36 protein-coding genes are annotated in these 26,359 nt (G+C 39.5%); 23 read left to right on the top strand and 13 right to left on the bottom strand.

From position 1 onward, the window contains the following. Positions 1-8: 8 nt before the first annotated feature. The 5 genes from IE339_RS14515 (at position 9) to IE339_RS14495 (ending at position 3,993) form a co-directional block, all read left to right on the top strand. A complete protein-coding gene (locus IE339_RS14515) occupies positions 9-215 on the top strand; it encodes a hypothetical protein (protein ID WP_242168612.1) in 207 nt (68 codons plus the stop codon). Between the two features lie 95 nt (positions 216-310). Further along, positions 311-745 carry a GNAT family N-acetyltransferase gene (locus IE339_RS14510; protein WP_242168610.1) on the top strand — a complete coding sequence of 145 codons (435 nt, stop codon included), beginning with the start codon at positions 311-313 and terminating at the stop codon, positions 743-745. Between the two features lie 178 nt (positions 746-923). Beyond that, positions 924-2,318: a protoporphyrinogen oxidase gene (locus tag IE339_RS14505; RefSeq protein WP_242168607.1), complete on the top strand. Its 1,395-nt coding sequence runs from the start codon at positions 924-926 to the stop codon at positions 2,316-2,318. Positions 2,319-2,559: 241 nt separating this feature from the next. Then, positions 2,560-2,736: a hypothetical protein gene (locus IE339_RS14500; RefSeq protein ID WP_157052686.1), complete on the top strand. Its 177-nt coding sequence runs from the start codon at positions 2,560-2,562 to the stop codon at positions 2,734-2,736. A 141-nt stretch (positions 2,737-2,877) separates the two neighbouring features. Further along, positions 2,878-3,993: a zinc metalloprotease gene (locus tag IE339_RS14495; protein ID WP_242168605.1), complete on the top strand. Its 1,116-nt coding sequence runs from the start codon at positions 2,878-2,880 to the stop codon at positions 3,991-3,993. Between the two features lie 27 nt (positions 3,994-4,020). Here IE339_RS14495 and IE339_RS14490 read toward each other — a convergent pair whose 3' ends face one another. Next, complete coding sequence (locus tag IE339_RS14490; RefSeq protein WP_242168603.1) at positions 4,021-4,182, bottom strand: hypothetical protein; 162 nt, start codon at positions 4,180-4,182, stop codon at positions 4,021-4,023. 118 nt (positions 4,183-4,300) lie between these two features. On the opposite strand from IE339_RS14490, the gene IE339_RS14485 reads away from it, so the two are divergent. Further along, positions 4,301-4,540 carry a hypothetical protein gene (locus tag IE339_RS14485; RefSeq protein WP_242168601.1) on the top strand — a complete coding sequence of 80 codons (240 nt, stop codon included), beginning with the start codon at positions 4,301-4,303 and terminating at the stop codon, positions 4,538-4,540. An 85-nt stretch (positions 4,541-4,625) separates the two neighbouring features. Beyond that, positions 4,626-4,901, top strand: a complete 276-nt coding sequence (locus tag IE339_RS14480) for a hypothetical protein (RefSeq protein ID WP_242168599.1) — start codon at positions 4,626-4,628, stop codon at positions 4,899-4,901. A gap of 4 nt (positions 4,902-4,905) precedes the next feature. On the opposite strand, the gene IE339_RS14475 is transcribed toward IE339_RS14480, so the two are convergent. Continuing rightward, entirely contained in the window at positions 4,906-5,334 is a 429-nt protein-coding gene (locus tag IE339_RS14475) for a hypothetical protein (protein WP_242168597.1), read from the bottom strand. 138 nt (positions 5,335-5,472) lie between these two features. Between IE339_RS14475 and IE339_RS14470 the strand changes: the two genes are divergently transcribed. The 5 genes from IE339_RS14470 (at position 5,473) to IE339_RS14450 (ending at position 8,794) form a co-directional block, all read left to right on the top strand. Next, positions 5,473-5,949, top strand: a complete 477-nt coding sequence (locus IE339_RS14470; RefSeq protein ID WP_242168595.1) for a GNAT family N-acetyltransferase — start codon at positions 5,473-5,475, stop codon at positions 5,947-5,949. A gap of 116 nt (positions 5,950-6,065) precedes the next feature. Further along, the gene (locus IE339_RS14465) at positions 6,066-7,634 is read left to right on the top strand and encodes a histidine kinase N-terminal 7TM domain-containing diguanylate cyclase (RefSeq protein ID WP_242168593.1); all 1,569 of its coding nucleotides are present in this window, start codon (positions 6,066-6,068) and stop codon (positions 7,632-7,634) included. Between the two features lie 50 nt (positions 7,635-7,684). Continuing rightward, positions 7,685-7,852 carry a hypothetical protein gene (locus IE339_RS14460; protein WP_242168591.1) on the top strand — a complete coding sequence of 56 codons (168 nt, stop codon included), beginning with the start codon at positions 7,685-7,687 and terminating at the stop codon, positions 7,850-7,852. 18 nt (positions 7,853-7,870) lie between these two features. Next, complete coding sequence (locus IE339_RS14455; protein WP_242168589.1) at positions 7,871-8,362, top strand: DUF6584 family protein; 492 nt, start codon at positions 7,871-7,873, stop codon at positions 8,360-8,362. A gap of 12 nt (positions 8,363-8,374) precedes the next feature. After that, the gene (locus IE339_RS14450; protein ID WP_242168587.1) at positions 8,375-8,794 is read left to right on the top strand and encodes a hypothetical protein; all 420 of its coding nucleotides are present in this window, start codon (positions 8,375-8,377) and stop codon (positions 8,792-8,794) included. Between the two features lie 55 nt (positions 8,795-8,849). On the opposite strand, the gene IE339_RS14445 is transcribed toward IE339_RS14450, so the two are convergent. The 5 genes from IE339_RS14445 to IE339_RS14425 form a co-directional block, all read right to left on the bottom strand. Continuing rightward, positions 8,850-9,071, bottom strand: coding sequence for a hypothetical protein (locus tag IE339_RS14445; protein WP_242168585.1), 222 nt, complete (start codon positions 9,069-9,071; stop codon positions 8,850-8,852). Between the two features lie 240 nt (positions 9,072-9,311). Beyond that, complete coding sequence (locus IE339_RS14440; RefSeq protein ID WP_242168584.1) at positions 9,312-10,616, bottom strand: DedA family protein; 1,305 nt, start codon at positions 10,614-10,616, stop codon at positions 9,312-9,314. Positions 10,617-10,811: 195 nt separating this feature from the next. Continuing rightward, positions 10,812-12,011 (bottom strand): threonine--tRNA ligase, encoded by a 1,200-nt coding sequence (gene thrS / locus IE339_RS14435; protein ID WP_242168582.1) that lies wholly within the window; start codon positions 12,009-12,011, stop codon positions 10,812-10,814. 180 nt (positions 12,012-12,191) lie between these two features. Beyond that, positions 12,192-12,443, bottom strand: coding sequence for a hypothetical protein (locus tag IE339_RS14430; RefSeq protein ID WP_242168580.1), 252 nt, complete (start codon positions 12,441-12,443; stop codon positions 12,192-12,194). Between the two features lie 385 nt (positions 12,444-12,828). Then, a complete protein-coding gene (locus IE339_RS14425; protein ID WP_242168579.1) occupies positions 12,829-13,479 on the bottom strand; it encodes a hypothetical protein in 651 nt (216 codons plus the stop codon). A 184-nt stretch (positions 13,480-13,663) separates the two neighbouring features. Here IE339_RS14425 and IE339_RS14420 point away from each other — a divergent pair, with 184 nt between their 5' ends. The 3 genes from IE339_RS14420 to IE339_RS14410 all read left to right on the top strand — a co-directional run bounded on the left by IE339_RS14420 (position 13,664) and on the right by IE339_RS14410 (position 15,876). Then, on the top strand, positions 13,664-14,578 hold the full coding sequence (locus tag IE339_RS14420) for a class I SAM-dependent methyltransferase (RefSeq protein ID WP_347342728.1): 915 nt from the start codon (positions 13,664-13,666) through the stop codon (positions 14,576-14,578). A gap of 182 nt (positions 14,579-14,760) precedes the next feature. Further along, positions 14,761-15,309 carry a hypothetical protein gene (locus IE339_RS14415; RefSeq protein ID WP_242168575.1) on the top strand — a complete coding sequence of 183 codons (549 nt, stop codon included), beginning with the start codon at positions 14,761-14,763 and terminating at the stop codon, positions 15,307-15,309. Positions 15,310-15,537: 228 nt separating this feature from the next. After that, positions 15,538-15,876 carry a DUF6843 domain-containing protein gene (locus tag IE339_RS14410; protein WP_242168573.1) on the top strand — a complete coding sequence of 113 codons (339 nt, stop codon included), beginning with the start codon at positions 15,538-15,540 and terminating at the stop codon, positions 15,874-15,876. A gap of 368 nt (positions 15,877-16,244) precedes the next feature. Here the strand turns inward: IE339_RS14410 and IE339_RS14405 are convergent, their stop codons facing one another. After that, on the bottom strand, positions 16,245-16,802 hold the full coding sequence (locus tag IE339_RS14405) for a shikimate kinase (RefSeq protein WP_242168571.1): 558 nt from the start codon (positions 16,800-16,802) through the stop codon (positions 16,245-16,247). A 169-nt stretch (positions 16,803-16,971) separates the two neighbouring features. On the opposite strand from IE339_RS14405, the gene IE339_RS14400 reads away from it, so the two are divergent. Both IE339_RS14400 and IE339_RS14395 read left to right on the top strand, forming a co-directional pair. Then, a complete protein-coding gene (locus IE339_RS14400) occupies positions 16,972-17,991 on the top strand; it encodes a Gfo/Idh/MocA family protein (protein WP_242168568.1) in 1,020 nt (339 codons plus the stop codon). Positions 17,992-18,024: 33 nt separating this feature from the next. Then, a complete protein-coding gene (locus tag IE339_RS14395; protein ID WP_242176205.1) occupies positions 18,025-18,261 on the top strand; it encodes a DUF3977 family protein in 237 nt (78 codons plus the stop codon). A gap of 89 nt (positions 18,262-18,350) precedes the next feature. Here the strand turns inward: IE339_RS14395 and IE339_RS14390 are convergent, their stop codons facing one another. Together IE339_RS14390 and IE339_RS14385 are read right to left on the bottom strand one after the other, a co-directional pair. Then, positions 18,351-19,154, bottom strand: coding sequence for an alpha/beta fold hydrolase (locus IE339_RS14390; RefSeq protein WP_242168566.1), 804 nt, complete (start codon positions 19,152-19,154; stop codon positions 18,351-18,353). Positions 19,155-19,190: 36 nt separating this feature from the next. Further along, positions 19,191-19,670: a GNAT family N-acetyltransferase gene (locus IE339_RS14385; RefSeq protein ID WP_242168564.1), complete on the bottom strand. Its 480-nt coding sequence runs from the start codon at positions 19,668-19,670 to the stop codon at positions 19,191-19,193. A 229-nt stretch (positions 19,671-19,899) separates the two neighbouring features. On the opposite strand from IE339_RS14385, the gene IE339_RS14380 reads away from it, so the two are divergent. Together IE339_RS14380 and IE339_RS14375 are read left to right on the top strand one after the other, a co-directional pair. Then, complete coding sequence (locus IE339_RS14380; RefSeq protein ID WP_242168562.1) at positions 19,900-20,205, top strand: hypothetical protein; 306 nt, start codon at positions 19,900-19,902, stop codon at positions 20,203-20,205. Between the two features lie 24 nt (positions 20,206-20,229). Further along, positions 20,230-20,625: a DUF350 domain-containing protein gene (locus tag IE339_RS14375; RefSeq protein ID WP_277933910.1), complete on the top strand. Its 396-nt coding sequence runs from the start codon at positions 20,230-20,232 to the stop codon at positions 20,623-20,625. 58 nt (positions 20,626-20,683) lie between these two features. Here the strand turns inward: IE339_RS14375 and IE339_RS14370 are convergent, their stop codons facing one another. Beyond that, entirely contained in the window at positions 20,684-21,133 is a 450-nt protein-coding gene (locus IE339_RS14370) for an RNA helicase (protein WP_242168561.1), read from the bottom strand. A 75-nt stretch (positions 21,134-21,208) separates the two neighbouring features. Between IE339_RS14370 and IE339_RS14365 the strand changes: the two genes are divergently transcribed. Both IE339_RS14365 and IE339_RS14360 read left to right on the top strand, forming a co-directional pair. Beyond that, complete coding sequence (locus IE339_RS14365; protein WP_427582464.1) at positions 21,209-22,462, top strand: glutathionylspermidine synthase family protein; 1,254 nt, start codon at positions 21,209-21,211, stop codon at positions 22,460-22,462. Between the two features lie 202 nt (positions 22,463-22,664). Continuing rightward, positions 22,665-23,258 carry a GNAT family N-acetyltransferase gene (locus IE339_RS14360; RefSeq protein WP_242168557.1) on the top strand — a complete coding sequence of 198 codons (594 nt, stop codon included), beginning with the start codon at positions 22,665-22,667 and terminating at the stop codon, positions 23,256-23,258. 169 nt (positions 23,259-23,427) lie between these two features. On the opposite strand, the gene IE339_RS14355 is transcribed toward IE339_RS14360, so the two are convergent. Then, positions 23,428-23,823, bottom strand: coding sequence for a hypothetical protein (locus IE339_RS14355; protein ID WP_242168555.1), 396 nt, complete (start codon positions 23,821-23,823; stop codon positions 23,428-23,430). 436 nt (positions 23,824-24,259) lie between these two features. Between IE339_RS14355 and IE339_RS14350 the strand changes: the two genes are divergently transcribed. Beyond that, positions 24,260-24,631: a VOC family protein gene (locus IE339_RS14350; protein WP_242168553.1), complete on the top strand. Its 372-nt coding sequence runs from the start codon at positions 24,260-24,262 to the stop codon at positions 24,629-24,631. 106 nt (positions 24,632-24,737) lie between these two features. On the opposite strand, the gene IE339_RS14345 is transcribed toward IE339_RS14350, so the two are convergent. Continuing rightward, a complete protein-coding gene (locus IE339_RS14345; RefSeq protein WP_242168551.1) occupies positions 24,738-25,226 on the bottom strand; it encodes a DinB family protein in 489 nt (162 codons plus the stop codon). A 222-nt stretch (positions 25,227-25,448) separates the two neighbouring features. Between IE339_RS14345 and IE339_RS14340 the strand changes: the two genes are divergently transcribed. Continuing rightward, a complete protein-coding gene (locus IE339_RS14340) occupies positions 25,449-26,324 on the top strand; it encodes an alpha/beta fold hydrolase (RefSeq protein ID WP_242168549.1) in 876 nt (291 codons plus the stop codon). Positions 26,325-26,359 lie beyond the last annotated feature (35 nt).

The following is a 26,359-nucleotide window of genomic DNA, read 5'->3' as shown; positions in this document are numbered from 1 at the left end:
GAATTCTGATGGAGCAATACAAGCTTGAAATGGTAGACGGAAAAGACGAAGAGCTAAAGGTTAAAAACGACCCTGAACACTTAGACAAGAAGCGATTAGTAGATCATCCAGAGAGTGATTTGACGGTTGATCATATTCCAGAAGAGGAACTGAAGCTTGACATAAAGGGCGAAAAAAACAAAAAAAGCACGCGCGATGAGTCAATCAGTGACTAAGTACGGGAAAGAGTGCCCTCTGGCACTCTTTTTTCCTGTTTACAGCGCGCTTCTTTTTCGCTACAATGATCAAAACATAAGAAGGGATGACAGCAATGAGTATTGTGACAGTCAACACAAGTGAACAACTAAAGGATGCCTTCTCCATTCGCAAAGCCGTCTTTATTGACGAACAGCACGTACCAGAAGCGGAAGAGTTTGATGAATTTGATCAGCTTGATGGCTCATGTGACCATATTTTAGTGTACTATGATCGTCAACCGGTAGGAACAGGTCGTGTGCGCATGATCGGTGATGTAGGAAAGCTTGAACGTATTTGCATATTAGAGCCTTATCGCAAATTCGGTTTAGGAAAAGGCATTATTGCGGCGTTAGAGGAGCTAGCTAAAAGAAGACAAGCGACCTCTGTTAAGCTGCACGGACAAACGCAGGCAGAAGGCTTTTACCACAAGCTTGGCTATGAAACCATATCAGAGCCGTTCATTGAAGCAGATATTCCACACGTTTGTATGACCAAGAGCTTTATTTAATACATAGAAGAAACAAAAAGCTTCAGAATCATTTGAAGCTTTTTGTTTCTTTTTTTGTCACGATTTTTAACCCGTCGTGCGATACATTGACCGTAAAAGTTGGTAAAATAGAATCATACTTTCGGTTCGGCAAGAAAGAGGAAAGACGGTAGACTTGATGTGTTAGGAGCGTGTAATTATGAAACGAATCGTAATTATAGGAGGAGGCATCACAGGCCTCACGACTATGTACGACTTACAAGGGTTAAAAAATCAGCAAAACCTTGATATAGAACTTGTATTAGTTGAAAAAAATGACCATTTAGGTGGGAAAATTCACACCGTGGAGCAAGATGACTTTTTAATGGAGACCGGAGCAGATTCCATTGTCACACGAAATGAGAGCGTTGCGCCGCTTGTAAAAGATCTGCAGCTAGAGGACGAAGTCGTCTACAATGCGACAGGGTCTTCTTATCTTTATTCTCACGGGGCACTGCACAAAATTCCAGAGGATACGATTTTCGGTATTCCAACGAATGTAGACTCTCTTTTTAGCAGCACGCTCGTTTCGCAGGAAGGAAAGGAGCGAGCGCTACAAGATTTAGAATCAGAAAACAGTGCGTTCACGGTTGATAGTCCAATTGGCTCGTTTTTAAAAACGTTTCTTGGCGATGAGCTTGTTGAAAACCAAATTGCCCCCGTCTTATCAGGCGTGTACTCTGGTGATTTGGATAAACTAACCCTTGCGACGACGCTTCCTTACTTAGTCGACTATAAAAATCGATATGGTAGCATCATTAAAGGGCTCGGGGCAAACAAAGAGCGCTTTCAAAAGTCTGGAAACAAAAAGTTTCTCTCCTTTCGTAATGGTCTATCAACGATTATTGATCGACTAGAAGAAAAGGTCAGCGAGTCGACGATTTTAAAACGAACAACGACAACCTCCATTCAAAAGATGGGTGAGAAATATATGATTTCATTCGACAATCATGAAAAAATGGAAGCAGATTATGTGGTTCTCGCAACGCCCCATGATGTCGCACAAGCTATCTTAAAGGATAGCGTACTTGATCAACATTTTAATCAGATGAAAAACTCGTCGCTGACAAGCGTCTACATTGGCTTTGACGTACCAGATGAGGAACTTCCTGCGAACGGAACGGGTTTTATCGTATCAAATGGGAGCGATCTTTCTTGTAATGCATGTACATGGTCAAGTAGAAAATGGACGCATACGTCTAAAAAGCGTCGCTTGCTTGTGCGTTTGTTTTATAAAAGTACGAACCCTGCCTACGAGCGCTTAATTAAGTTGCCAAAAGAGGCGTTTATCGAAGAAGCGCTGAGCGACGTGAAGAAAAGTCTCGGTATTAAAACAAGTCCAGCATCGGTTGAAGTGACATATTGGAACAATCTCATGCCGAACTATACGCTTGATCATAAGCAAGCTCTTCAATCGTTGACGGAGGAGATGAAGATGCATTTCCCAAATATCCTGTTAGCCGGCTGTTCCTATTACGGCGTAGGAATTGGAGCATGTATTCAAAATGGTCGTGATACTGCGAAAGAAATTCAAAGTTCTTTGACGTGTTTATAGAAGAAATCGTCCCCGTTCTTTTTAAAGAATGGGGTTTCTTATGAAAAAGGGTCCAAGCATCACATCAAGGCAGCATGGAGTGAAATGACGGAAATTTTAGGGGCTAAACAATACGAAAAAGACATTATTCATCCCATAGTTAGACAATTTTAGGAAATCAAAACTAAAAAATGAAACTTTTCTACTACCTCATTCGTATACATTTTTAACCAGTTTATTATGATAGGGAGGATTAGTCATCATGGGGAAATTTTTTCTTGTCATTCTTATTGTTTTATTAAGCGCTACAATTTTATGCTTTGCATTTAATATTCAGCCAGCAGGCTACGTAGTTGGCTTTTTCTTCATAAGTATTGCAATGGGCGTTAGCCGCGTCTATTCAGCAAGTGATGAACGACAGAAGCCGTCTAATCTATAAGTAGGGAAAAACAAGCGGTGCGCATCGCTTGTTTTTTTATGCGCTATTTCTCCATAAAATTAGCTTAATTTCCACCATTTTGAAACCTTTCCTAAAACTAAATCGTATTACCTAGTAGTAACCCAAGAAAAGGAGATTTTTATGAAGAAAAAGAAACAAAAGCAAAGCGCCTCCTCGATTTTAATTAGTTTAGTTCTTGGAGGAGTTTTAGGGTTTGTTGGGGTTTTATTGTTAATGAATACGAATGATGAGTGGGTAATGAGCTTACCTCTTTGGAGTATACTCGTCTTTTTGGTGCTCTCTTATTATGTTCAAATATTCGTTCACGAGCTAGGTCACTTACTAGCAGGTCTTACTCAACGCTTCCACTTTCACTCGTTAAACGTAGCTGGATTCACCGTTGATCGAGAAGGAGAAACGTTCAAATTTAGCTGGAATCGTGCACAAGGTTTAGGCGGTTTTTGCATTATGCTTCCGACTGAGAAAAAGGCGTCAGAAATGAACTTTGGTATCTTTTTATCTGGAGGAATTGTCATGAATGGGCTTGCGGCGCTTTTGGGAGCGTATCTACTTCTCTCTACATACATCACGCAATCTGCGCCTTATCTTGCTTTATTTATTTTAATGAACACGATTTTTGGTGCCTTTTCTGCCGTCACGAATTTGCTTCCTTTTCGAGCAGGCGGATTCAAGTCTGATGGCGCAAACCTTTTAAGCCTGATTCGTAAGTCGCCGAAAGACAAAGCAGAAATTCAGATTGTAATGATGACGTATGAAGTGAGTGGTGGTGTAAATCCACTAGCGATGGAGGAGGACATATTTACGGAAAGTGGATATTTTTTAGATCATGACGTGTACGGAATGACGCTGAATAATTACCGCATGTTTCGTGCCTATGTTAATAGTGATCTAGAGCGTGCCGGGAATTACGCAAAGAGAATAGAAGAAAACCTTCACGGCTACCCAAGCGTATTTCGTTATAAAATGGTCTATCAAATTCTTTTTTATTACGCATGTATTGAAAAAAATGACGAAATGTTTGCGAAGAATTTCCGAGAGGTGGAAAAGCCGTTAAAGCGAGACTCTTCTATTGAAGCGGAACGTGTTCGAATGCTAAATTCCTACATGAAAGGTGATGCTGAAGAGATGAACGCACATTTTCAACGTATGAAGCACTTAGCTCACAGCGCAAAAATAAAAGGGGACGCAAAAATGGAGCTGCAAGTAGCAGAGCAATTTCTTTCTAAGGTGGCATAGCAACAATCAGGGAGGCAAAGTCCCTGATTAGCTATATGGTTTAATGATCGAGAACAGAATAAATAGCATAACCGCGAACAAAGCCCCTTGGAGCACATAATTATTTTTATTCGTTTTCATAAAAAAGCGCGATAAAATAGCAAAAAGCACCCCAGCAATAATGGATGCGACGATGGTTTTGACTAGCATAGACGAGCTCCTTTCATTGGTTATCAGACCCCTTCACCCTAACATAACATGTAAAATTCATCAAGGGTTGTTAAGGTTTGGATAACATGTTAGCGTATAGGAAAAGGTTGTGTGCAGTATGAAAAATTCACTTTTTTGGAAGAAACGCATGATTCCCGTCTATTTTTTAGTCGCCATCCTTGATTTTTGCTTTTACCAATTCTACTTAAAAACAAATGTGATGATGACCCTTAACATAACGTTTCCACTAATCGTGCTAGGATTTATCTCCATTGGCTATAACTACAGGTGGAAAAAAGAACAAGATGAATACGAAAGACAGCTCAATAGTGGGAATAGGAATAAAAACGACGCATAGACTTTTACTAGAGGTACAATGACCGACACGAAAGCATGAGCTACAGATACTCATGCTTTTTTCTATTAAAAAGGGGGAGCTTCAAATGGTGGGGTTTGCCGTCGTTTGGTTTATTATTCTACTACTGGTCTGTTTTTTTGTTTTCTCACTATTAAAAGATAAAACAAAAAAAACAAAGCGTGTGATTTGGGGATTAATGACGATGTTTGTAATTGCGCCACTTCTTTCTGGAACAGGCGGCATGATTCTAGCTGCCACTTCTGATCACGGCATCGGTGGGGGAGCGCTGATGATGCTACTATTTCCGCTTCTTTTTTTAATCGGCCTTCTTATATTTGGCCTAGGTATTCTTAAAAAATAAAAGTCTAGCGAATAACCGTAGACTTCTTTAAGGCTTGCTGTAATCGCTCACTGTTGGTAATACTTAGCTGCCGAAGGTTAATAGAAACTTCATGTTCATTTCTTAGAATTAATACCATTTGCTGATCCATAATACGGCCTTCCTTCACATCCACCAACTTAATCTTTTGTCTAGGACGAACAGGACCTTTATGAATGGAGATGATTTGATCATCTATTCGTACATAGTCCGTTTGCTGAACGCGAAAGCTAAAAAAAGCGGCCATTAAACACAAAATCATCGTTACAACAGAAAAAAGGGGCAAGATCCAGGTGAAATTCGTCGCACTGTCACCAAATGAGACATACATGACGCCCAAATCAGCTAGTAACACAAACAACCAGATGCCACCCGCTACTTTCCAGAGAGGGTGGTTTTTATATTTGAATTCCATATTATTCCTCCTTTCGTTTCATTGTAACATAGTTTGAAAGATTGGTTTGAAAAGGATCGTCTTCCATTTATAATCATTATATGAATACATACAAGCGAACAGCGACGAACTTATTATACAAGTAGGAGGAGAATGCAATTGAAAATTCGTTCTGTAAAAAGCACTGACTACTACACCATTTCACCGCTCATTAACGATTGGTGGGGTGGGCGAAATATGGTTGATATGCTCCCAAAATTGTTTTTTGATCACTTTCAGCAAACGAGCTTCGTTGTGGAAGAGAATGAGGTCGTAGTTGGCTTTCTCATAGGCTTCTTATCGCAATCAAACGCTGATGAAGCGTACATTCATTTTGTAGGCGTTCATCCGAATTGGAGGAAACATCGTATTGGGAGCAAGCTGTATGAGCATTTCTTTCAAGTCATACAAAACGAAGGACGACATATTGTTCGCTGTATAACGTCTCCTGTCAACAAAACGTCCATTGCCTATCATACAAAGTTAGGTTTTGAGGTTGAAGAAGGTAACATGAATATAGACGGGGTATCTGTACATCAGAATTACGATGGGGAAGGAAAAGAACGTGTCCTGTTTGTGAAGAATTTGAAAGCGTAACAATAAAAATGGATGAGTATACACACCCCATTCCAGTAGAAAAATTTTCCAAAATCTCACGAAAATGAAGTATGATAGGGATAGAAAAAGATAACGCATGAAATTGGGGATTGGACATGAATTTATATATATTTGATTATGTGGTAATTATCTGTATATCAGGGGTTGTTACGTTTTTACTGGGAATATTAGCGTACGTAAAGCGAAGCACGTTTTCGGGGAGTACGACATTTATTCTCATTTGCATCACCTCTTGCATCTACATTTTTGGCCACGCATTAGAGTTGACAGGAAGTACGTTTACAGAAATTGATGGAATGATTAAGCTGCAGTATTTAGGGTTACCATTTATTCCACCGCTAAACTTAGTTCTCGCGATGCAGTTTTTAGGATTTGACCGTTACTTAACAAAACGAAATTTAGTGCTGATATTTGTTGTTCCGCTCATCAGCGTCACAGCCATCTTAACAAATAATTTCCATCACTTGTTTTACAAAGCCATTATTTTAAAAAACGTTGGGTCATGGGTGCTAGCTGATCTTGAAATTGGGCCTTTTTATGTCATTCACGGAAGCTATACGTTCGGCTCGCTGTTTGCGTGTATTTGCATTCTGTTTGCATACGGGAAGAATGTAAAGGCATCTTATCGTCTACAGCTCGGGGCGATGATTGTCGCCTCACTGCTTCCAATGATCGCTTCGTTTCTTTATTTAATGGGGCAAGCTCCTTATAACATGGACCCTGTTCCCGCTGTTATGTGCATCACATCTACGCTGTATGTCATTGCCATTTTATCTTCAGACATGCTTGTCATTGCACCGATCGCAAAAGAATATGTGTTTGAACATATGCGAGACGGTGTTCTTGTGCTCGATCCGTCCAACCATATCGTTGACTTTAATGCAGTCGCAGGCCGCATGCTCGGGGGATTAAATCGATTTTCAATTGGGCAGCGGGTAGAAGAGGTATGGGATGCACAAATGATTGAGACTGATCTTCCCGATTGGCAGTATGAGAAAGATGAGGAGATAAAAAGAGAGATAGAATGGAAGACTGAGAATGGAACGGAATTTGTCCTCTTTCATATTTATCCACTGTATAAGAAGAACGGCGTGCTAGCAGGAAGAACGATTTTACTTAGTAACATTACAAGTGAACGGTTGTTGCGAGAAGATTTGGAAACACGGGCGTATAAGGATGGACTTACAAATAGCTTTAACCGATCATATTTAGTAGAAAAAGGCGAGGCGTATATACGCAACTATCGAGAGGATCAGCGAGCGCTATCGCTCATTATCTTTGATATTGATCATTTCAAATCGATTAACGACACGTATGGTCATGAAGCAGGAGATGAGACGATTAAATACGTTGTGAGTACGACACAAAAATTACTAGAGGAGCACGTCATTCTCTCTCGGTACGGTGGGGAGGAGTTTGTTGCACTGCTTCCTGATATGATGCTCCACGAAGCCGTCCACATCGCAGAACAAATTCGTAAACGGCTTGAACAGCGTCCATTTTACTACGAAACGACCGCTATTGCCGTTACAGCAAGCTTCGGTGTCGCTCAGTTTTATGATCATGAGAACCTTAATGAACTGATTAAAGAGGCAGATAAAGCGTTATATTACGCCAAAAACAATGGCCGAAACCGAGTAGAGACCCTTGGTGCTCTATCATAGTGTGAAGTCGTTAGTTAGTAGGACAAGAATATTCCAAAAGGGGGAGTCATATGAGAGCCGTTCGGTGGATGCTTCTTGGCATCAGCATGATTTTAATGGGGGGATTTATTTTGGCAGATTCAGCGACGAGTCTAGCTGGTATTGAACTATTGGTCATGATTATTGGCTTTTGCCTTGTTTTATATGGATTTACGATTAAAGAAGGAAACAAAAAGTAAGTGGAAATGAGGGACAACATGAGTGAAGTATCATCAGAAACATTAGCTAAAATTGAGCAGGATATAAAGTCAGGAGATTTAGGAAAAGCTCGTGATCGCTTGCACGGGCTCATTTCTACTTATCCAAATGAGCTTTGGCTTCGTAAAATGCTCGGTGATATTTACGATCAGCTGCAATATCCAGGAATGGCAGGACGCTATTGGTATTTGGAAAGTGAAAAGACTACCGAAATGGCAGAGGCCTGTCGCCAATTTGAGCGTACATTTGGGAACAATACTCATCACATCGTAAGAGCTCTTAAGTTTAAAGGAGACCGAGATGTGATTGAGCACCTGCCGATTCACTTGGAAACTAAAGTAACTGGGCGCGTTAAAGGTCAGCTACTAGAAGATGTGGGGAAAGAAACGTTAAAAGATAAGCTTCTAGGCGTTGGTTGTCTGCTTTTTATCGTAATTTTGCTTGGAATTATGTTAGTTGGCTTGTATACGGTCGGTCAGTGGATTTTTTGAGGGGGAATTAGGATGAGAGAGTATGCGTTTCACCTACATAAAAACTGGCTAGACGATGATTTTTTTGAAGCAACGCTCTCATTGCAAAGCCATGACGCAGCAGTTAATCTTGATATCTACACTGATACCGAAGAGCTACATGACTTGTACCAAAAGTTGATTCATTTTTCGACCACTATGGCAAAAGAAGAAATGGTATGGATCACTGGCGGCGAGGCACCTACTTTCAATCACTATGTATATATGCGCTTTTTCAAATATAACGTGGTAGGAAAAATTGCCGTAGAGGTGAAAGTCAAAAAACATACAGAAGCTCCATATGCGATGAGTGCACACTTTTTCCTTTTCACCTATCTGGCTGGAGTAGATGACTTGGCACGGCAGTTAGAGAAGATGATTAGTGGCGAAGCGATAGAAGCTTTTGGACTATAAAACGAAGATAAACGCAGCAGGAGAAACGATGAGAGCTTCTGTAAAGAAGGACTCATCATACCACCCTGAAGTAAATGTACAATTGATACAGTGCAGGAGCTAATAGCGCCGCACCGATACATGTAACAGCAGCAAGCTTAAGCTGTTTGGTCACCCGCACATCTTCCTCCTTTAACGCTTGAAGAAAGCTGAGCGTAAAATAAAACCCAATGACCAAAAGAACGGCGGACGCGACATTAATCCAGCTGTTTATTCCTAATAAAGAAACCGAAGACATATTTTCACCACCTAAAATGAACCTGTTATCGTCTATGTATATTGTTAGAGAATTCGACAGCGAATGTGCTAGTTCCTGTTTATTGGAATGCAAACCGAAACATCAAGAGAAATGACGATCCTTCTTTCTACTAAACGTGAGTGGTATTTTGACTGATGTGGGCTATAAATTTGCTTATTGATAAGGTTGTTGATTAATACATACCTAACAAAAAGGAGAGACGCTAAGTCTCTCCTTATCTTATGCACGCTGTTTTTCCTTGTACATGTGCTCCTTAATTAACGCTAAAAAGCGGAACGTCTCAAGCGCTAGCAGTCCACCGCTTACAAGTACGGCACTAAATAAGTAGCTAATGGCGATATCGCTTGGTAAGAAGCGGAATAAGTAAATGCCGCTGACCGCATACAGGCCGAGAACGACGATGTACAAAACAAAAGACGTGACGCCGAGCGCTACGTTTCCGTGATGACGGGCAACCATTAGAAAGAAAAAGCTGAACACCGATAAAAATAGCATCGTACGAACGTCTGGAACCGTAGGGCTAATCATGCTTCCATCAATGAAGTAATGAAGAAGCCAATGAATACCCGTTGAGGATAGGAAAGTCAGCAGAACCGTCGCAGCAAAGAAGATCATCTCCATCCAGCGGTGCTTTCGATTAAAGAAAATAAGCACAAGCGTAATGAACGATGCAATTCCTAGCACCCACCAAGACGAGAGATTCGACATAACTTGCATCAACGTAACATATTTTCCTCCAAATACAGATAAAATAATAGCTCCTATAATCGCATCAAAGTTACCAAATTCATTGCTAATCAAGTTCTCAAGTGCGATGACCATTAAGGTAATAAACGCAATAAACAAAAGCAGAAAACTCAGAACGATGAACTTAATCTTCAACAAGCTATGGTAGCGTTGGAAAATATACTCAAATAACAGCACCGCTGATTCTTTAATAAAGGATAAGTTCGTTTTAATGACGAAATACAGAATCCCTACAATTGCTACAATAATACTTGCGACAACAAGCCATTTTTTGATTTCGCCTTCGTATTCATGCCATTTTGGGCCTAAAATATTTCCTAGCATCATGAACGTGCCGACCCAAATAAAAACGCCTATGTAAGCAAAGATCGAAAAAATTCGAAAAGGAAGATGAATGACACCGGAAAAAATGCTCGCCACGTGCCTCACACCTGGAATGAAATACGAAAACATCACCAATACACGCCCGTATTTTTCATACCATTTTTCCATTTTTTCAAGTTTATCTGGTCCCATATGCACATAATGACCGTATTTACGGAAGAACGGCGCGCCAAGCTTATAGCCAATCCAATAAGATACGCTTACTCCGGCAACTCCACCAAGTCCTGCGGACAAAATGGATAAATAAATGTTCAAATCCCCCTGATAACAAAGAACACCAACATAACTCATTAGCGCTTCGTTTGGGATTGGGACAATAATTAGCTCAAGCATTAACGAAATAAACAACACGATGTACCCGTATTGATTTAATAAATGTACAATTTCGTTCATCGCTTCACCTCCTGAAGACAAAATCATATGTAAGAAGCGGGTGCTTGTACAAACTCGCTATACTAATTTTACCATCTTTCAAGCATTTTACCCAGTTCAAATGCCGTCTAGAACGATATTCTTCAGGATACGGATAAACGATTAAAAATGGATTAAAAAAGGGGGAAAGCATCCTTTACGAATACTTTCGCATGCTCATACCTCTTCAGCAAATCGTTTAATAAGCTCATCGATGCTCGCGATGCCCACATTTCCTTCTTTATGCTTACGAAGGGCGACACTTCCTTTCACTATTTCTTGATCGCCAATTACCGCCATGTACGGCACCTTTTGCATTTCAGCTTCGCGAATTTTTAAGCCGACTTTCTCGCGTCTCTCATCAACTTCCACGCGGTATCCGTACGCTAAAAGCTTCTCCTTCACTTCGTAGGCGTAAGCTACGTGTGCATCTGCAATAGGCAAGAGCTTTAGCTGCACAGGAGCAAGCCATAGCGGAAATTCACCTGCATAATGCTCAATTAAGATCGCCATAAAGCGTTCAACGGCGCCGTAAATCGCACGGTGAATCATAACGGGGTGATGAGGCTGATTGTCTTCTCCAATATATGTGCAACCGAATTTCTCTGGCATTTGAAAATCAAGCTGCACAGTTCCGCACTGCCAGCTACGCCCTAGAGAATCTAAAAGATGAAAGTCAATTTTAGGTCCGTAAAACGCGCCATCGCCTTCGTTAACTTGATAATCCAAGCCCTTTTCATCAAGCACAGATTGTAGCGCGGCCTCGGCTTTATCCCATATTTCCACAGCTCCCATAAAGTTTTCTGGACGAGTGGAAAGCTCAACTTTGTATTTGAAACCAAAATGCGCATAAAATTGATCGATCATTGACAATACGCTGCTAATTTCCTCTTTTACTTGGTGCATCTGTGCAAAGATGTGGGCATCATCTTGTGTAAAAGAGCGTACGCGTAGTAATCCGTTTAACGATCCAGACAGTTCATGACGATGGACAAGGCCAAGTTCTGCATAGCGAACAGGAAGCTCGCGATAGCTTCTTCGCTTATGGTTAAATACTAAAATGGCGCCGGGACAGTTCATCGGTTTAATGGCATAATTTTGTTCATCTACGTTTGAGAAGTACATATTTTCATGATAGTGATCCCAGTGACCTGACTGCTCCCAAAGCTCCTGTTTCATCATAATTGGCGTCTTAATTTCCTGGTAGCCTGCTTTTTGGTGCTGCTGTTTCCAGTAATTTTCGAGTTCGTTGCGAAGAATCATTCCGTTTGGTAAAAAGAACGGCATTCCCGGTGCTTCTTCCATTGATGCAAAAAGCTCTAGCTCCTGACCTAATTTTCTGTGATTGCGTTTTTCTGCTTCTACGTGATTTGACATGTTCATTCCTCCTAAAATTTTAAAATGTGCAAATAAAAAACCGCACTCATCTCTATGACAGGGACGAGTGCGGTCGTGGTACCACCCTAAAGTTCCGCAGGCAAAAAGCACCTGCGCTCTAGAACGATAACGGATTTCCCGGTCGAAGTTAATCTGCATGACGCATTTCCCCTCAACAGCTCAAAGGTGGTAAATGACGCTGCTTTCTTCAGGGCTCTCAGCCAATGACCCCGTTCTCTGGAAAGAAAGGAAAGCGTAATTCGTGTCCTTTTCAATGCTATTATTCAAATGTTGACTACAAAATGCAAAAAAAACCGCACTCGTCTCTATGAAAGGGACGAGTGCGGTCGTGGTACCACCCTGAATTCCGCAGGCGAAAAATGCCTGCGCTCTAAAAAGATAACGGATTTCCCGGTTGAAGTTAATCTGCATGACGCATTTCCCCCCAACAGCTCAAAGGTGGTAAATTATTTTCCTTTCTTCAGGGCTCTCAGCCAGTGACCCTGTTCTCTGAGAAGAAAGACAAAAATAATTCGTGTCCTTGTCAACGCCAGCCGTGCTTTTGTAGTTGATAGTTGCGATTATAGTGTATATTTTTTACAAATGTCAAGGGGTATTTTGGAAATATTTTTATCCTTATGTTTCTACCAAGATGGTTGTTATAGATGTTATTTGTTATTTTTGAATAATTATTTCTAGCCAATCAAAAAGATCATTTACTCTCTATATAACGCTCATAAATTTTATGACTCATTGTAGCCAATGGGATAAAATGAGTCATTTATTATGTGTGAATGAGAAGGGGAATGATTTATATTTAGAGATGAGACAACACCTTTTTTATGTAAGGAGCTAATAGCTTATAGTGATTCATGATCCGCTTCTCTGTATGAGACTCGGCAACCGAACTCATCGACAGCTGCGCGGCGGAAATAATTTTATCAGGATAATTTTTAATTGATTCTTGCATGGCATTAAAAATCGTTCTCTCATAGTCAGATTTTTTTTCATTCATGAGTAGTTCAAATGCGTTTGGAATGAGGTAGGGCTGTACATCGATCGTTTGCCGATGTTCCTTTGCATAATTCTCTAATCCTTTTATCGTTCCATCAATCGTATTTGGATTTGTGAACAAGAGCAAATGTGAGTGATGATTGTTACTAATCCATTGAAACAACGGCTCGTCTATTTTGATAATCGGAACAGGATACTCCAGTTGATCGTCTAAGTGGGCTGTAAAAAACGTGCACGTGATTAAAATAGCATCCACGTGCACGGAAGCAATCCAGTCGAGCGTTGCATTAACTCGAGACTGAACAACGTCTACCGTTGTGTGAAGATCATTTTTGATCCGATCAAGACCTGGATCAACGAAATGAATCAGTTCTATTTCTAGGTCTGTTAATGCATTGTCAATTACCGCTATATTCGAATGATGTGCGTGAAAACATCCTAGTCTTTTTATCATTTCAGCAGCTCCTTATAGGTGGATAGAAGGTGATTGATATGTAGCTGTTTTTTAGTAAACCACGTGGAACATAATGTAGAAAGGAATCGTACGAGTAGTCCCCCAAAAACAACGTTCTCTTGACTGAACTCTATTATTTTTCCTACCTTCGACAATATTCTAGCTATTTCCTCTTTTATCAAGGATTTTAGGAACCGCTAAGCGAATTAAGAGAGAATCATTTGAAAAGAGGGTGACCATTATAAAAGAATCAATCTTACAGTCTATTGTTAACTGCATGGCAGTTAGTCACACACACCGAGAGATTCAGATCATTCAAACCAATCATCGACTGAAGCTAGCGGGGGCGTGGGGAATTAAAAAAGGTGACCGGTTACTAGAAGTAGGATGTGGTCAAGGAGATACGACCGCTGTACTAGCGCATTTAGTAGGTGGAGGGGGGCTTGTGCACGGTGTCGATATCGCATCTCCTGACTATGGCAGCCCGATTACAGTGGGTGATTCTATGGCATATTTGAAAAATTCTCCGCTCGGCAAGCAAATTCACGTTTCATTTGAAACGGATATTCTATCAGAGGAAGTCTACTTTGCTGAAAACGAATTTGATGCTGTGGTCTTATCACATTGCTCGTGGTACTTTCAGTCTCCTGATCAATTACTGCGCGTCCTTCAAAAAGTCCGAACGTGGGGGAAGAAGTTATACGTAGCGGAATGGGATATACGAACAACGAGTACAGAACAGCTCGCTCATTTTTTAGCCGTGCACATTCAGGCACAGTATGAGGCGTTTAAAGAGAATAGCTTTTCAAATGTACGAACGCTCTTCACCAGAGCAGATATAGAAGAAACGATGAAAAAAGCTGGATGGACAGTGCATGGTGCAGAAAGCATTTCGTCGCCTGATTTACAAGACGGAGAGTGGGAAGTTCATTACGTTTTGTCAGAGTACGACTCGGAGCTAAACGCCCTCTCACATCTGCCAGCTAAATTTATGGAGCTTTTACGATCTCAGGTATACGTGCTTAGAGAAGCGGTAAACATGCACGGGGTGAAGCCGCTCAATACGTTTACAGTAGTAGGAGAGAAACGAGGTGAGTAGAAGCAGTAGGAATGGAATTGCTTTAGAGGTGTAGACCAATAGAATACGATGATTTTAAGATAATATGTACAATATTTCGGACCATTTCGAAAGGGCTTTAGGAGGGTGAATAGAGTGTCAGAAACAAGCTTTGCGGAACAGCAAAAAGAAATTTTTAGCGTATTTAAAGGTGGTGATAACCGTTGGATAAAAGGCGCAAAAAAACATTTTCAAAGATAGCTCTTATTCTTTTTACACTAAGTATAATCTTACTTTTTTTATTGCTACTATTGCAATTTAATGGCGTGTATATACTATTAGGAACACCACCTAGAGGAATTAGTAATCAGACATTACTTAATTTGCTTATACTAACAGCGGTAATCTCCTTAACTTATTTAATGAAAGGCAAAGTATTAAAAGGATTGGTTATTGTGGTAGGAGCCTTTTTCATTCTACTGTCATTTCTTTTTACTTCTCTCATAGAGACAGACTACACATTTTTTTCCTCTCCTAATAATCAAAAAAACTTTGTAATGGTTGAAAGGGGATACGGTTCCCTATACCAATTGTCGGAATCAAAAATGTATATGGTTCATTTGGCAAACTCCCAAACAAACAACGGCTACAAACCATTCTCAGAAGGTGCATACAAATTGGAGTGGAAAGAAGCGAATCGACTGGTTGTTCATTATCAGTTTGACTACATGCACAATGCCTTGAACAGGAAAATTGAAACACATTATAAATAAATCGCTCTCGTAATAAATTTGGTTTGTGAGCTTATAAGTTCGTCCTCTCCTTTAAGAGATGGACTTTTAAAGGGTTTGGTTTTCCTAGTGTACATCTAACCAGTTCTTAGCGCCTTTGTTGTGCCTCAACCCTTATTTTCTCTTTGTAGATGTTTTCATTTAATTTCAAGAAACTTCCTTTATTTTAATCGACTACATACACAATATGTCTTACAAAAAGGAGAAGGAATGTATACCTATTTTAAGTGTATTCTTATATTATTAATAGCTTTGTTTGTATCAAGCGGTTGTTCTGGCAGTAACGATAAAACGAATAATATTTATTTACTCCCCAAAGGTTATGAGGGAAATGTGTATGTATTTTTTAATGTTGAAGGAGCTCCTTCTCTAGAGAAAGAAAAGGACTACTCTGTTTTCGATATTAATCATGAAGGATATTATGCGACCTCGGCACCAGATATGGAGTACGGAACAGTTAATGACAAATACTTTTACGTCCATTCAGATGGCAGAAGAACAAAAATTAACAAGACATGTGTTAGAACAATGGGTACTGGTTCTACATAATTCTCAACACCTAATAATGAACATGCTTATGAGATTTTGTATACAGGTATTGAGGTTCGTCTAAAGGAATGCAGTCTAGAATTTGAGACCTCTGAAAACGGAATAAAAAATGATGACTTGAACAAAATATTTAAAAAAGTAGTCAACGAGTATAACATCCCTTTCCCTTAAAGAAACTGTCTTTAAGGATCGTTCTTCACGTGAGTCACTTCTTTCCTCCTGATTTTCCGGATTTATTATTAGAAGCGCTTGACTTTATTCAGAAGAGTTAGAAGCAAGTAGGGAATTACTAATTCAAAAGTCTATTATTCTAAAAATCAGCTAATCGGTAAACGGGTGGGAGGATCAGCGTAGATCCTCCCACCCGTTTAGTTATTGACAATCTTTGCGATCTCCTCTGCCGTTTCACCAGGTGTTTTACCATTTGTATAGATGATGTATTTAGCTAATCGCTCATTTGATGGGTGAGTAACAAAGTGCTCGTTAATAGCATGTACTTGTGGATCTGTTGTTACTTCTAGCAAACGCTCATTTAATACTTGAACACTTTCTTTCTGATCTGCACTTGGTAGCAGGAGAAAGATATAAGGCTCGGCGTCTAGTGCTGTAGTTACTTTCTTAAAAAGCAGGGGATCTTCATATACAGAATGTCCGCCTCCAAAATCGATGATGTGATGTTGATATTCTCTTACAATGCGCACCGCTGCATCCGCCTCAAACGGTTTCCAGTAGCTATACACACCGTTAAATCCCTCTTGCTCACGAATTTCACGCTGCGTATCTTCGGAAAATCCGTTGTCTTTATAGTACGTGAACCTCACATCATCAATTGAGCACTGAGGCATATCAAGCTTCTTTGCTAGCAGCGCTGCAACTGTTGTCTTTCCAGAACAAATTGGGCCAATAAAAATAATTGTTTTTGTCATTATGTACATCCGCCTTTTAAAAATGATGAGTGAATAAAAGAATGATAGCTCCATTGATACATCAAAACGAAGCTTTTTTATCTTATCATATAAAAGGTATTTTTTGGTATAATTTCACATAAGTAGCTGGTTGAAAACAAGTGATTAGGTAAGGGAAAGGAGATCAGAGATGCGAGTTGGAATTATTGGAGGTGGGTTTGGATTGAGAGTGCAATATCCTATTATTCAAACACACCCTCATATGGACGTTGTCTCAGTATGTACAATGAGTAGGCATTGCTTGCATGAAACATTACAGCAAGGCATTAATCACTACAAGGATTGGAAAAAGATGATAGATAACGAGCAATTGCAGATTTTGTTCGTTAGTACGATTGCTCTTCATCACTATTCTATTGTAAAATATGCTATTCAAAAAGGCATTCATATTGTGTGTGAGAAGCCATTTATGATGAATCAAGAACAGTCTTTGGAAATTGTAAACATGGCAAAGCAATATGACGTGAAAGTAGTTGTCGACTTTGAATGGCGATACTTTCCTATTAGACAACGTGCAAAAGAACTCTTAGACAAGCAAAAGATTGGAGACATTCTGCATATTGAACACCACATATCTAGCGCAAGGTATGAGACATTAACAAATGAAGCACTAGGATGGATGGGGAAAAAAGAAAAGTTTGGGGGAATGCTTGGTGCATTAGGTACTCATATGATTGATAATGTACGATGGATGACATCTCAGGAAATAACGTACGTTCAAGGCATGTTGCATACACACATACAAAACGGTGGGGGAGAAAGACGTGATGCTGACGATGCCTTCTTCATTCATGGATTAATTAATTATCACATTTCCTTTTCACTTCAGCTTCTCTCAGGCATTCATCACGAATTTGACTCTATGCTAAAGGTATTTGGGACAAAAGGAACCTTAGTGATAGAAAACGATCAGCGAATTCTTTTAGGAGAGTCAACACAAGCTTTTGAGGAACTCAATCTTGAATTATCTCCTGTTCCATACCATCTATCCCCTGAACAAAAGGCTTACTATCCAGCGCTATATGCTCTTATTGATAAAACGTACATCTACATAACAACTGATAGGGTTGATCGTGATCTGCCGACAGCTGTGGATGGTCACTTCAATCAGCAGATTTTAGAACAGCTTTTATACAAAAGTAACTTATGAAACAAGTAGAACTGCTAATACAGGGGGTCAATGATGAAATTTATCGAATTCGGAATTGGGAATACGTGGCTGGTTCGAACGGAAACGGAACTGCAGGACGGAACGGAGTTTGAGGAAAAAGGCGTTATCGGCCCTATTAAACTACAATCTATCTACGTGCGAATATGGATTGGACAGCACGTAGGTATTCTAGATAGTAGAGAAGGACTTAAATATACACGGAAAAAACGGCGGGAGTTTAAGCTGCTCTTGGGAATAAAAAGTGGCTAAAATCACAAGCATGGTCTGTAGTATGACGAATGCTTGTAATTTTTTATGTCTAACGTATGCCACAAACAAAATAAGACTATAATTGCACATTATTTAGTTAACGTAACCTCTTCTTCAAGACGATTCAGCCATTCATGAACAAGTGCGTTAATTACATTTATTTGCTCATACTGTAGATTATGGCCTGCTATATCAAGCACAGTAAAAGTAGCTCTTGGGTATTCCTCAATTAGTTGCCATGTGTCTTGATAACCAACGATATGATCCTGACGACCTGTAATGATGAGGGCGGGATAATGGAGAGTAGTGGATATATCAAAACTAAAACCGTACCCATTTTCCTGAATATGAGTCAAAAACGCCTCATCTGCTTTTTTTGCAGGAATTAAAACGTCATGTTGAAATCTTTCCCATTCATGTTCTCCTTGTGAAACTCCCATTGAGCCGAATTCTGTGGCTTCTTCCGGTGATAAACGGGCTAATAGATTTTTATCACGTCTTAACACAGAATGGTCAGGTAAGATACGCTCATTAAAAGTTGGAACGACCATTGGTGCTAAAAGAAATGCACCGTGAACTTGATTTGGGCGAGCGTGAATAATTCCTCTAGCCATATATCCTCCATACGAATATCCACAAACAATAAAAGGTTCGTTAGGTATGATCTCATCTAACAGGTTCAATACAGCTTCTAGCATCTGATCTGAATTTTGAATGGAAGGTGAGGATGCTGATTGTCCCATTCCTGGTAAATCAATATAGATACGCTTCCATCCGATACGGTTCTCGAATAAAGGCTCTAGCGTATGTAGCATGATATGATGATCAAGGCTCCACCCGTGTAACATGACAACGGGATAGCCTTCTCCGATTACTTTATAGTAAATTGACATAGAAAAATCCTCCTTCATTTTTAATCTATTACTCTCTTACACCAGTACCTCTAGGTAATAGCTCATCACAACAAGCTCTCCCTTTTTCCCCATCGTGCGAACCCCTTCATCAAGAAAACCACATGCCTTGTAGAGGTGTTGAGCAGCCGTGTTTCGAACATTAACGGCTAGTACAATTTCATTTATATGAGGAAAGTGCTCTTGAACAAAAGAAGGAAGCAAGAGTAGGCTTTGCTTGGCATATCCTTTTCCTTGGTGATGATAGTCTGTTGAAAAAGCGCGTACTAGTAGCGCATAAGGATTTTGTGAATAAGGCTTTGGACCTTCTTGTTCGTGAAGGACAAAAAAGGTGACAAGCCGGTCGTCTTCGATTGCTAAAATAGAGTGTCGATCACGATCTGTAGCAGACAACTGAATGGCATCTCTCGGCGTTCCGGTGAACTGAAGCTGTTCCTCTGATAACGTGTAAGCATCAATGAATGATTTAAATTCTATATCGTATTTTGCTAAATACATATAAACATCTCCTGGAATTATTTTCTTGTATCCATTATAGAACAATTGTTCTCTTTTTACAATAATCAACGTACCATTTTCCATTATTTTCTGAATCAAAACAGGAAAATGTTCTCATCTTTCCAGAAACAGAGCTGTGATAAAATAATTTTCGTGATGTTCCAAGAAAATCAAGAATAGGTTATAAAATGGAAAAAGACTAAGTAAGAAAGGGAAAGGGGAAACGTCGGTGAAAACGTCTAGTAAAGCTTTATCAGGAGTGTCTGCTGCTGCACTTGTTGTAGCACTCACAGGATGTTCATCATCATCCGCAGCAGGGAGCCCACCATCAGATCCAGAATGCAAAGACTGGGACTATGACTCAAAGGATCAAGTATGGGAGTGTGATGATGACAGCTCTGGGCACCACGGAAGCTATTATCATAATGGAACGTACTATAAAACGCGCAGTAGTCTACATAAAAGCTCTAGCTTTAAATCGTATAAAAAAAGCAGTGGGTTCGGAAGTGGAAGTCGATCTGTATTTGGAGGATAAGTTAAAAAGGAGAGTGTCGTTATTTTGGATTTATTTTTAAACTACTTGGCATACGCTGGGCTTGCTTGTCTTATGCTCATTATTGGATTTGTATTATTCGAGGTGAGCACGCGCACAAAAGAATTAGCGCTTATTGGAAAAGGGAATCAAACGGCCGCAATGGTCATGGGCGGAAAGCTCTTGGGATTGGCTTTTGTATTGGGCTCATCCATTGCACATTCCATTGATCTCATGGACATGGTTATATGGGGATTTGTAGGGATCATTACGCAGATCGTTTTATATATTCTGATTGAACTTGTAACGATTCGCTTTAGTATTAAAAAAGCGGTGGAAGAAAACAACACGGCAGTAGGGATTTTATTATTGCTTGTTTCCCTGTCAGTTGGCTGGGTCATCGCTCAGTGTTTAACGTATTAATAGAGAAGGGAAAAGCAGAGGACACAATGTTCACTCTGCTTTTCCTTTATGCTGAGATTCATTCATTTACGTAAATAACATAGCATCCACGGTCTTCATCTAACTCAGTAGACGTAACTTCATACAAACCGTGATCAGGAACTTGAACGTAATCTTTTAACAAATAACGAATCGCTGACCAGTGATCACGAACCGAAGTAGCCGTAAGAAGCGTATGCTGATTCAATGAATCAATCGTTCGAAATTCAATTGGAATACCGTTAAATCCATAAAGATAGCTTTTTTCATCGATGTTGCGTTTATTTGGGCGAAGCTCTTGCAAAATAAGAAACTCTTCATCAGCTGCCATTTCGTTGTATAAAAGCTGATATTCGGTTTCATCTTTTATAAGATATGTACATAGCTGTCTTGCATATAACTCATCAGAGTCAACGTTTGAAGCTGCGTATTCATAAAAGCGTTCATAGTTTTCATTTCCTCGATCAATGTAGTACACTAATTTTTTCATGTTATGCCTCCTACGAATAGGGTTTTGACGACTATAGAATGACTCAGTCCCTATTATAGATCAAAACGAAAGAGGGTGGGGAAATTGACACATCATTTTTCAGAAACACGACACAACTTTTATGAAAATATTCCAGATTATTGGGCTGACCTCTATGGACAGGAATATAGTTTATTTGATATTCGAGAAGTAACAGAGGAGGAAAGGCGACAAAAGCATACCTTTGCTTATCGGTGCGGACAAATCTTTTTTAAGGCAGGAGCTCTGCTTCGCTCGGAACAGGTAAAGGATGAGTGGCTGGAGGAAATTGGGTACCCGAAAGAAACCATTGCGTTTCTTCGCCTGCATACGATGAGAAACGCAACAATTATTGGGCGCTTTGATTCTGTGGAGGTAAATGGCGTAGAGAAGCTACTAGAATTCAACAGTGACACGCCGACGTTTATTAAAGAACTTTTTCATGTTAACGGGAAAGTTTGCGAAGAGTTTGGCTATGATAATCCAAATGAAGGGGCGGAACTTCAGCTACAAGCCATTTTACAAGATGCGATTACAAGTGAATGTCGTAAAGTAAATAAGAACGAGATGCCTTACCTTGTGTTTACTTCTCATGCCCAGCATGTAGAAGATCGCTATACGCTGCATTATCTTCAAGAGCTTTCGGGGATCCCATCTAAATATGTTCCTTTAGAGCAGTTGACTATCATACGCGGCAAGGGATTGTTTGATGGCGACGGGGAGAAGATCGATGTATTATATCGACAAACGAGCCCAATCGAATCGCTTGTTGTAGATGAAGATCCAGATACAGGCGAGCCTATTGGACAGTACTTACTCGAACTTGTCGTTAAGAATAAACTACGAATCATTAACCCACCAAGTGCGTTTCTTCTTCAAAACAAAGCGCTAATGGCCATCATCTGGTCTCTTCATGAGGAGCGAAGTCCGTTTTTCACAGAAGAAGAACATACGTGGATTAATCTGCACTTTCTTGCAACTTACTTTCAAGCAGATCCATTTTTGGAGAACCGCATGAAATACGTGAAGAAGCCCGTGTTTGGCAGGGAAGGGGACACCGTTGAGATTTATGATGAGGACGGAGAACTTGCGATGCAAGATCCCCATAAAAGCTATACTCAATATGTGTCCATCTACCAGCAGTACGTGGACCTGCCAAAGGTAGCGTTCCAGAGCGAAAAGGGGGTTCAGGAAGGACACTTAATGACAGGAACATTTTTACTGAGTGGACGGCCAAGTGCCTTTGGGTTTCGCGTCGGTAATCAAATTACGGACAATCTATCTTACTACTTGCCGTGTGGTATACGGTGATAAAGCCTAATAGGTGAAGCCTCGTATGGAGAGGCTTCACCTATTAACGCGCAAACGAGTACGTTTTATACGAGCCTGTATCTGAAGAAAACCTTAAAATATTTTTATCTGCTCACCTTCAACAAAAATAGAGATTGTCTGCAATTTGAAAAAAATGTAAAATTTCATTACGATGATTGTTTATTAAAAAGGAGTGAAAGGAATGTTTACTGAACTAGTAGGAAAACGAGCTCGGATTGTTCCGATGGAGCGTGAACATATACAAGGATTGTATGAGGCAGGGAAGGACCTACAGGTTTGGAGTCATTTATCAAAAGACATACATACGGTAGAGGAAATGGCGACATTGGTTGAGGAGGCGCTTTTGAAGAAAGCAAATCGTGAGGAAATGCCTTTTGTTATTTTGGATCGTGAAACGAATAAAGTAGTTGGCTCAACGAGGTTTTTAGCACTTTCAGAGGCGACTAAAAGTCTAGAAATCGGCTGGACATGGTACAACCCATCTGTATGGGGAACAGATTTTAATACTGAATGTAAATACCTTCTCTTACGCTACTGTTTTGAGACGCTGGGCCTCATCCGAGTACAGTTTAAAACAGATAACCAAAACATTCGGTCACAAAAAGCGATTGAGAAAATTGGCGGGATCAAAGAAGGCGTCCTACGTAATCATATGATTCGTAAAGATGGTACGTATCGTGACTCTGTATTTTTTAGCATTATTAATAGTGACTGGGAAGGCGTGAAGGAGAAGTTAGAAGCGCGATTAACGAGTAGTCAAGACAGCTCACAGTAAAGAAAATGCATGAAAAGGGAAACGTCTTTGATTACAGGCGTTTCCCTAAATAGCTATGATTAGATATAAGAAAGCTTAATGGAGTACGTAAGATCCTTAAGTTAAATTAGTCAAAAAAACCATTCTTTTTCTGGACACGTTACACTTATTCTCTTTTTTCTACTTTATGTCAATTTTCTGCATAAATCGTAATATAACGTTCACCTTTTAGACTGTCACTATAGCTGTCAAGATAGACACGTTTGCCATCTTTCTCAAACAAAGGAGTATTCTCTCCATCCGGTGATATATCTAGCCTTTTCCATCCTGCTAATGTAATCGCCAATTGGTAACGAAGAGGAATTTTGTATTCATCCATATGATCAGATCCCCACACATATTGTTCGACATTTCTCTTTTTATTTACCCCGTGGTCCTTTGCATGATTGGGAATTGGAAATTCACCATTGTATTTGGAATGATGATAACTAAATGGCATTGCATCCGTTCGATAAATCAACATCCCAACTCCTAAAATTAAAACTGCATATAAGGGTACCCTCCCTATTTTCCCACGTTTGCTCATTCTGTTTCTTTCCTCCTGTAAATATGTATGATTTTTTCATTTTTTAACATTCACTCCATTATTATAGTAAAATGGATGAATAAAGTAATAGGTTTAAAGACTCAAAATACAAATCGATTCTCCACTATTTTTAATCGGAAATGATAATAGGAAGAGAATGCAGGGATATAAAGTGTAGGGACAAATAGTTGGGAGCTCAACAATGCGACAATAGTCTGTTTAAAGCATGCGTGTTTTCTCAGTAAATAGCGCGAATTTTTGGAGGAAGAAGGACATCATAATGGTTTGAGACGGTGTTCTTTCTCAGCTAACACCCATTATGACAAATAAAGTTGATCGTTCCAACGATAGGCGGGTTCATTCAATAGTGAGAAGGAAAAGTATGAATTTAAAAGAACTATTCTACATAGAGGACGAATTAAAAGGAGAGAAGGCAATGAGTAAATCATTTATTGATCAAGTACATTATATTCGAATTCCTGTAAAAGATTTGGAGCGGTCTGCACGATGGTATACAGATGTATTGGGGCTTCAGTTAGTGAACAATACAGAGGAAATGGCAATTTTAAAAGTAAATGAAGGTCCCTTTCTACTGATCTTAGTTCCGACCGAAGATAAAACATTTTCCCATTTTACAATCAATCATCAACCAGAATTCAGCATTGGATTCACTAGTCCAGAACTATCCCAATTTCATCAACACTTACTTGACAATGAAGTGAAGGTTGAGGGGATAAAAAAAGACAATGGCCATGCCTTTTTTCACTTTTATGATCCAAATGGCAATAAGCTTCAGGCACACTGGTAAGCAGCTGCAAGGAGATTAATAGAAAATAGGGGAACGTCTAAATTGAACGCTGCCCTATTTTTGACCAAAAACTAACCAGATGTTTGTTTATTAAATCGTACTAGCATTACCACACGTGATGAGAATGCCAAGATCCTTGAAGTTTTCTTAACACGATAATCTGTCCAACGTGATAAGCATTGTGTGTCGTTACATTTCCTATTACCTGCCACCAGTGGACATCCTCTGAAAACCCTTGAACACTATCTTGAAGCTGCGACTCTGTCATAAGCTCCTGCCAATTTAGAAGAGTAGAAAGCAAGGTGGCCTTCATTTCCTTAAAGGGTAGGGCATCTCCTAGCTCAAAGCTTTTATTGTTGTCTCCAATAGACGGAACAGCATGAATATCGTTCGCCATATATCTCATTTGCCATGTTTTATTCCAGTACAGCAAATGCTGCACAATTTCAGCAATGCTGTTTACTTCATGAGTTGGTTTCCAGTGAGCTTGTTCTTCTGAAAGTTGTGCAACGGCCACAGAAAAGGGCTCATACCAACTTCGATCGTTCGCGTTTGCTAAAAGCTGATCTGACAATAGATCTTTCACGTAGGTCACGCTCCTTTTACTAATACATTCGATATCTTTTTTTTGATTCCTTTTGTAAAAATCTATGATCAACAATTCGGATGGTAGTTGAATGAAAATGAACGGTTGTTCTGTAATCTAACAAAAAGAACGAAAGCGTGTTGCTACAAATCGTATTGAAGGAGAGTTCGAAAGTTAGTCATAACCGGCTTATAAATCTTTATTTCTATCAGCATAGGGGAGGGATGTTTTTTGGGGAAAGAAACCATTTATAAAAGTGAAGGGAAAAGACTTATTACGCAACATTACGATAATTATCTAAAGTCGTTTGATTTTGATATCGAGCAGATCTATGTTGATACAAGTTATGGTAAAACACATATTCTTGTAGCAGGACCACCAGAAGGAAAACCCATTTTTATATTTCAGGGTGGTAATTGTATAAATCCAATGACGCTGTCTTGGTTTTTACCACTCGTAGATCAATACAGAGTTTATGCACCAGATACAATTGGTCACCCAGGATACAGCGATGAAAATAGAATGTCAGCGAAGGACGATAGTTTTGCGCAGTGGATAAAGGAACTAATGGATTACTTTACTATAAATAGTAGTGCATTTGTTGGTCCGTCCTATGGTGCAGGTATTATTTTAAGATTAGCCACATTTATGCCCGACAAAATTGACTGCTCTGTCTTGGTATCACCAGCAGGAATAAGATTAGGATCTAAGGTGAGAATGGTTAAAGATATCTTACTTCCCTTAGTCTTATTTAAAGCTACTTCATCACAAAAATATCTCAATGAAATAACGGCTACGATGTCAGATAATGGTATGAGAAAAATGGATAAAAAAATTATTGGAGATGTATTTAAATATATTCGACTTGAACAAGAAATGCCTAAATTAACTACGAAGGAAGAATTATCACATTATAGCGCACCCACTTTGATCTTGGCAGGAAGAAAAGACATCTTTTTTCCTGAAAGTAAATTAAATAAAGTTGCTAGAGAAATCATTCCAAATTTAATCGCATTTAAGACTTATGATATGGGACATTTCCCATCTGAAGAAAATCTAGTAAAGATTAACCATGATATTGTAGAGTTTTTAAAGAATCATTACTAAAGCTGTATCTTTTTTAAACTTATGAAGATTTTATG

The organism is Priestia koreensis (genome assembly GCF_022646885.1).
GTDB lineage: Bacteria > Bacillota > Bacilli > Bacillales > Bacillaceae_H > Bacillus_AG > Bacillus_AG koreensis_A.
The sequence above is the reverse complement of the archived record's forward strand: the minus strand, read 5'-3'. Positions and strand labels throughout refer to the sequence as shown.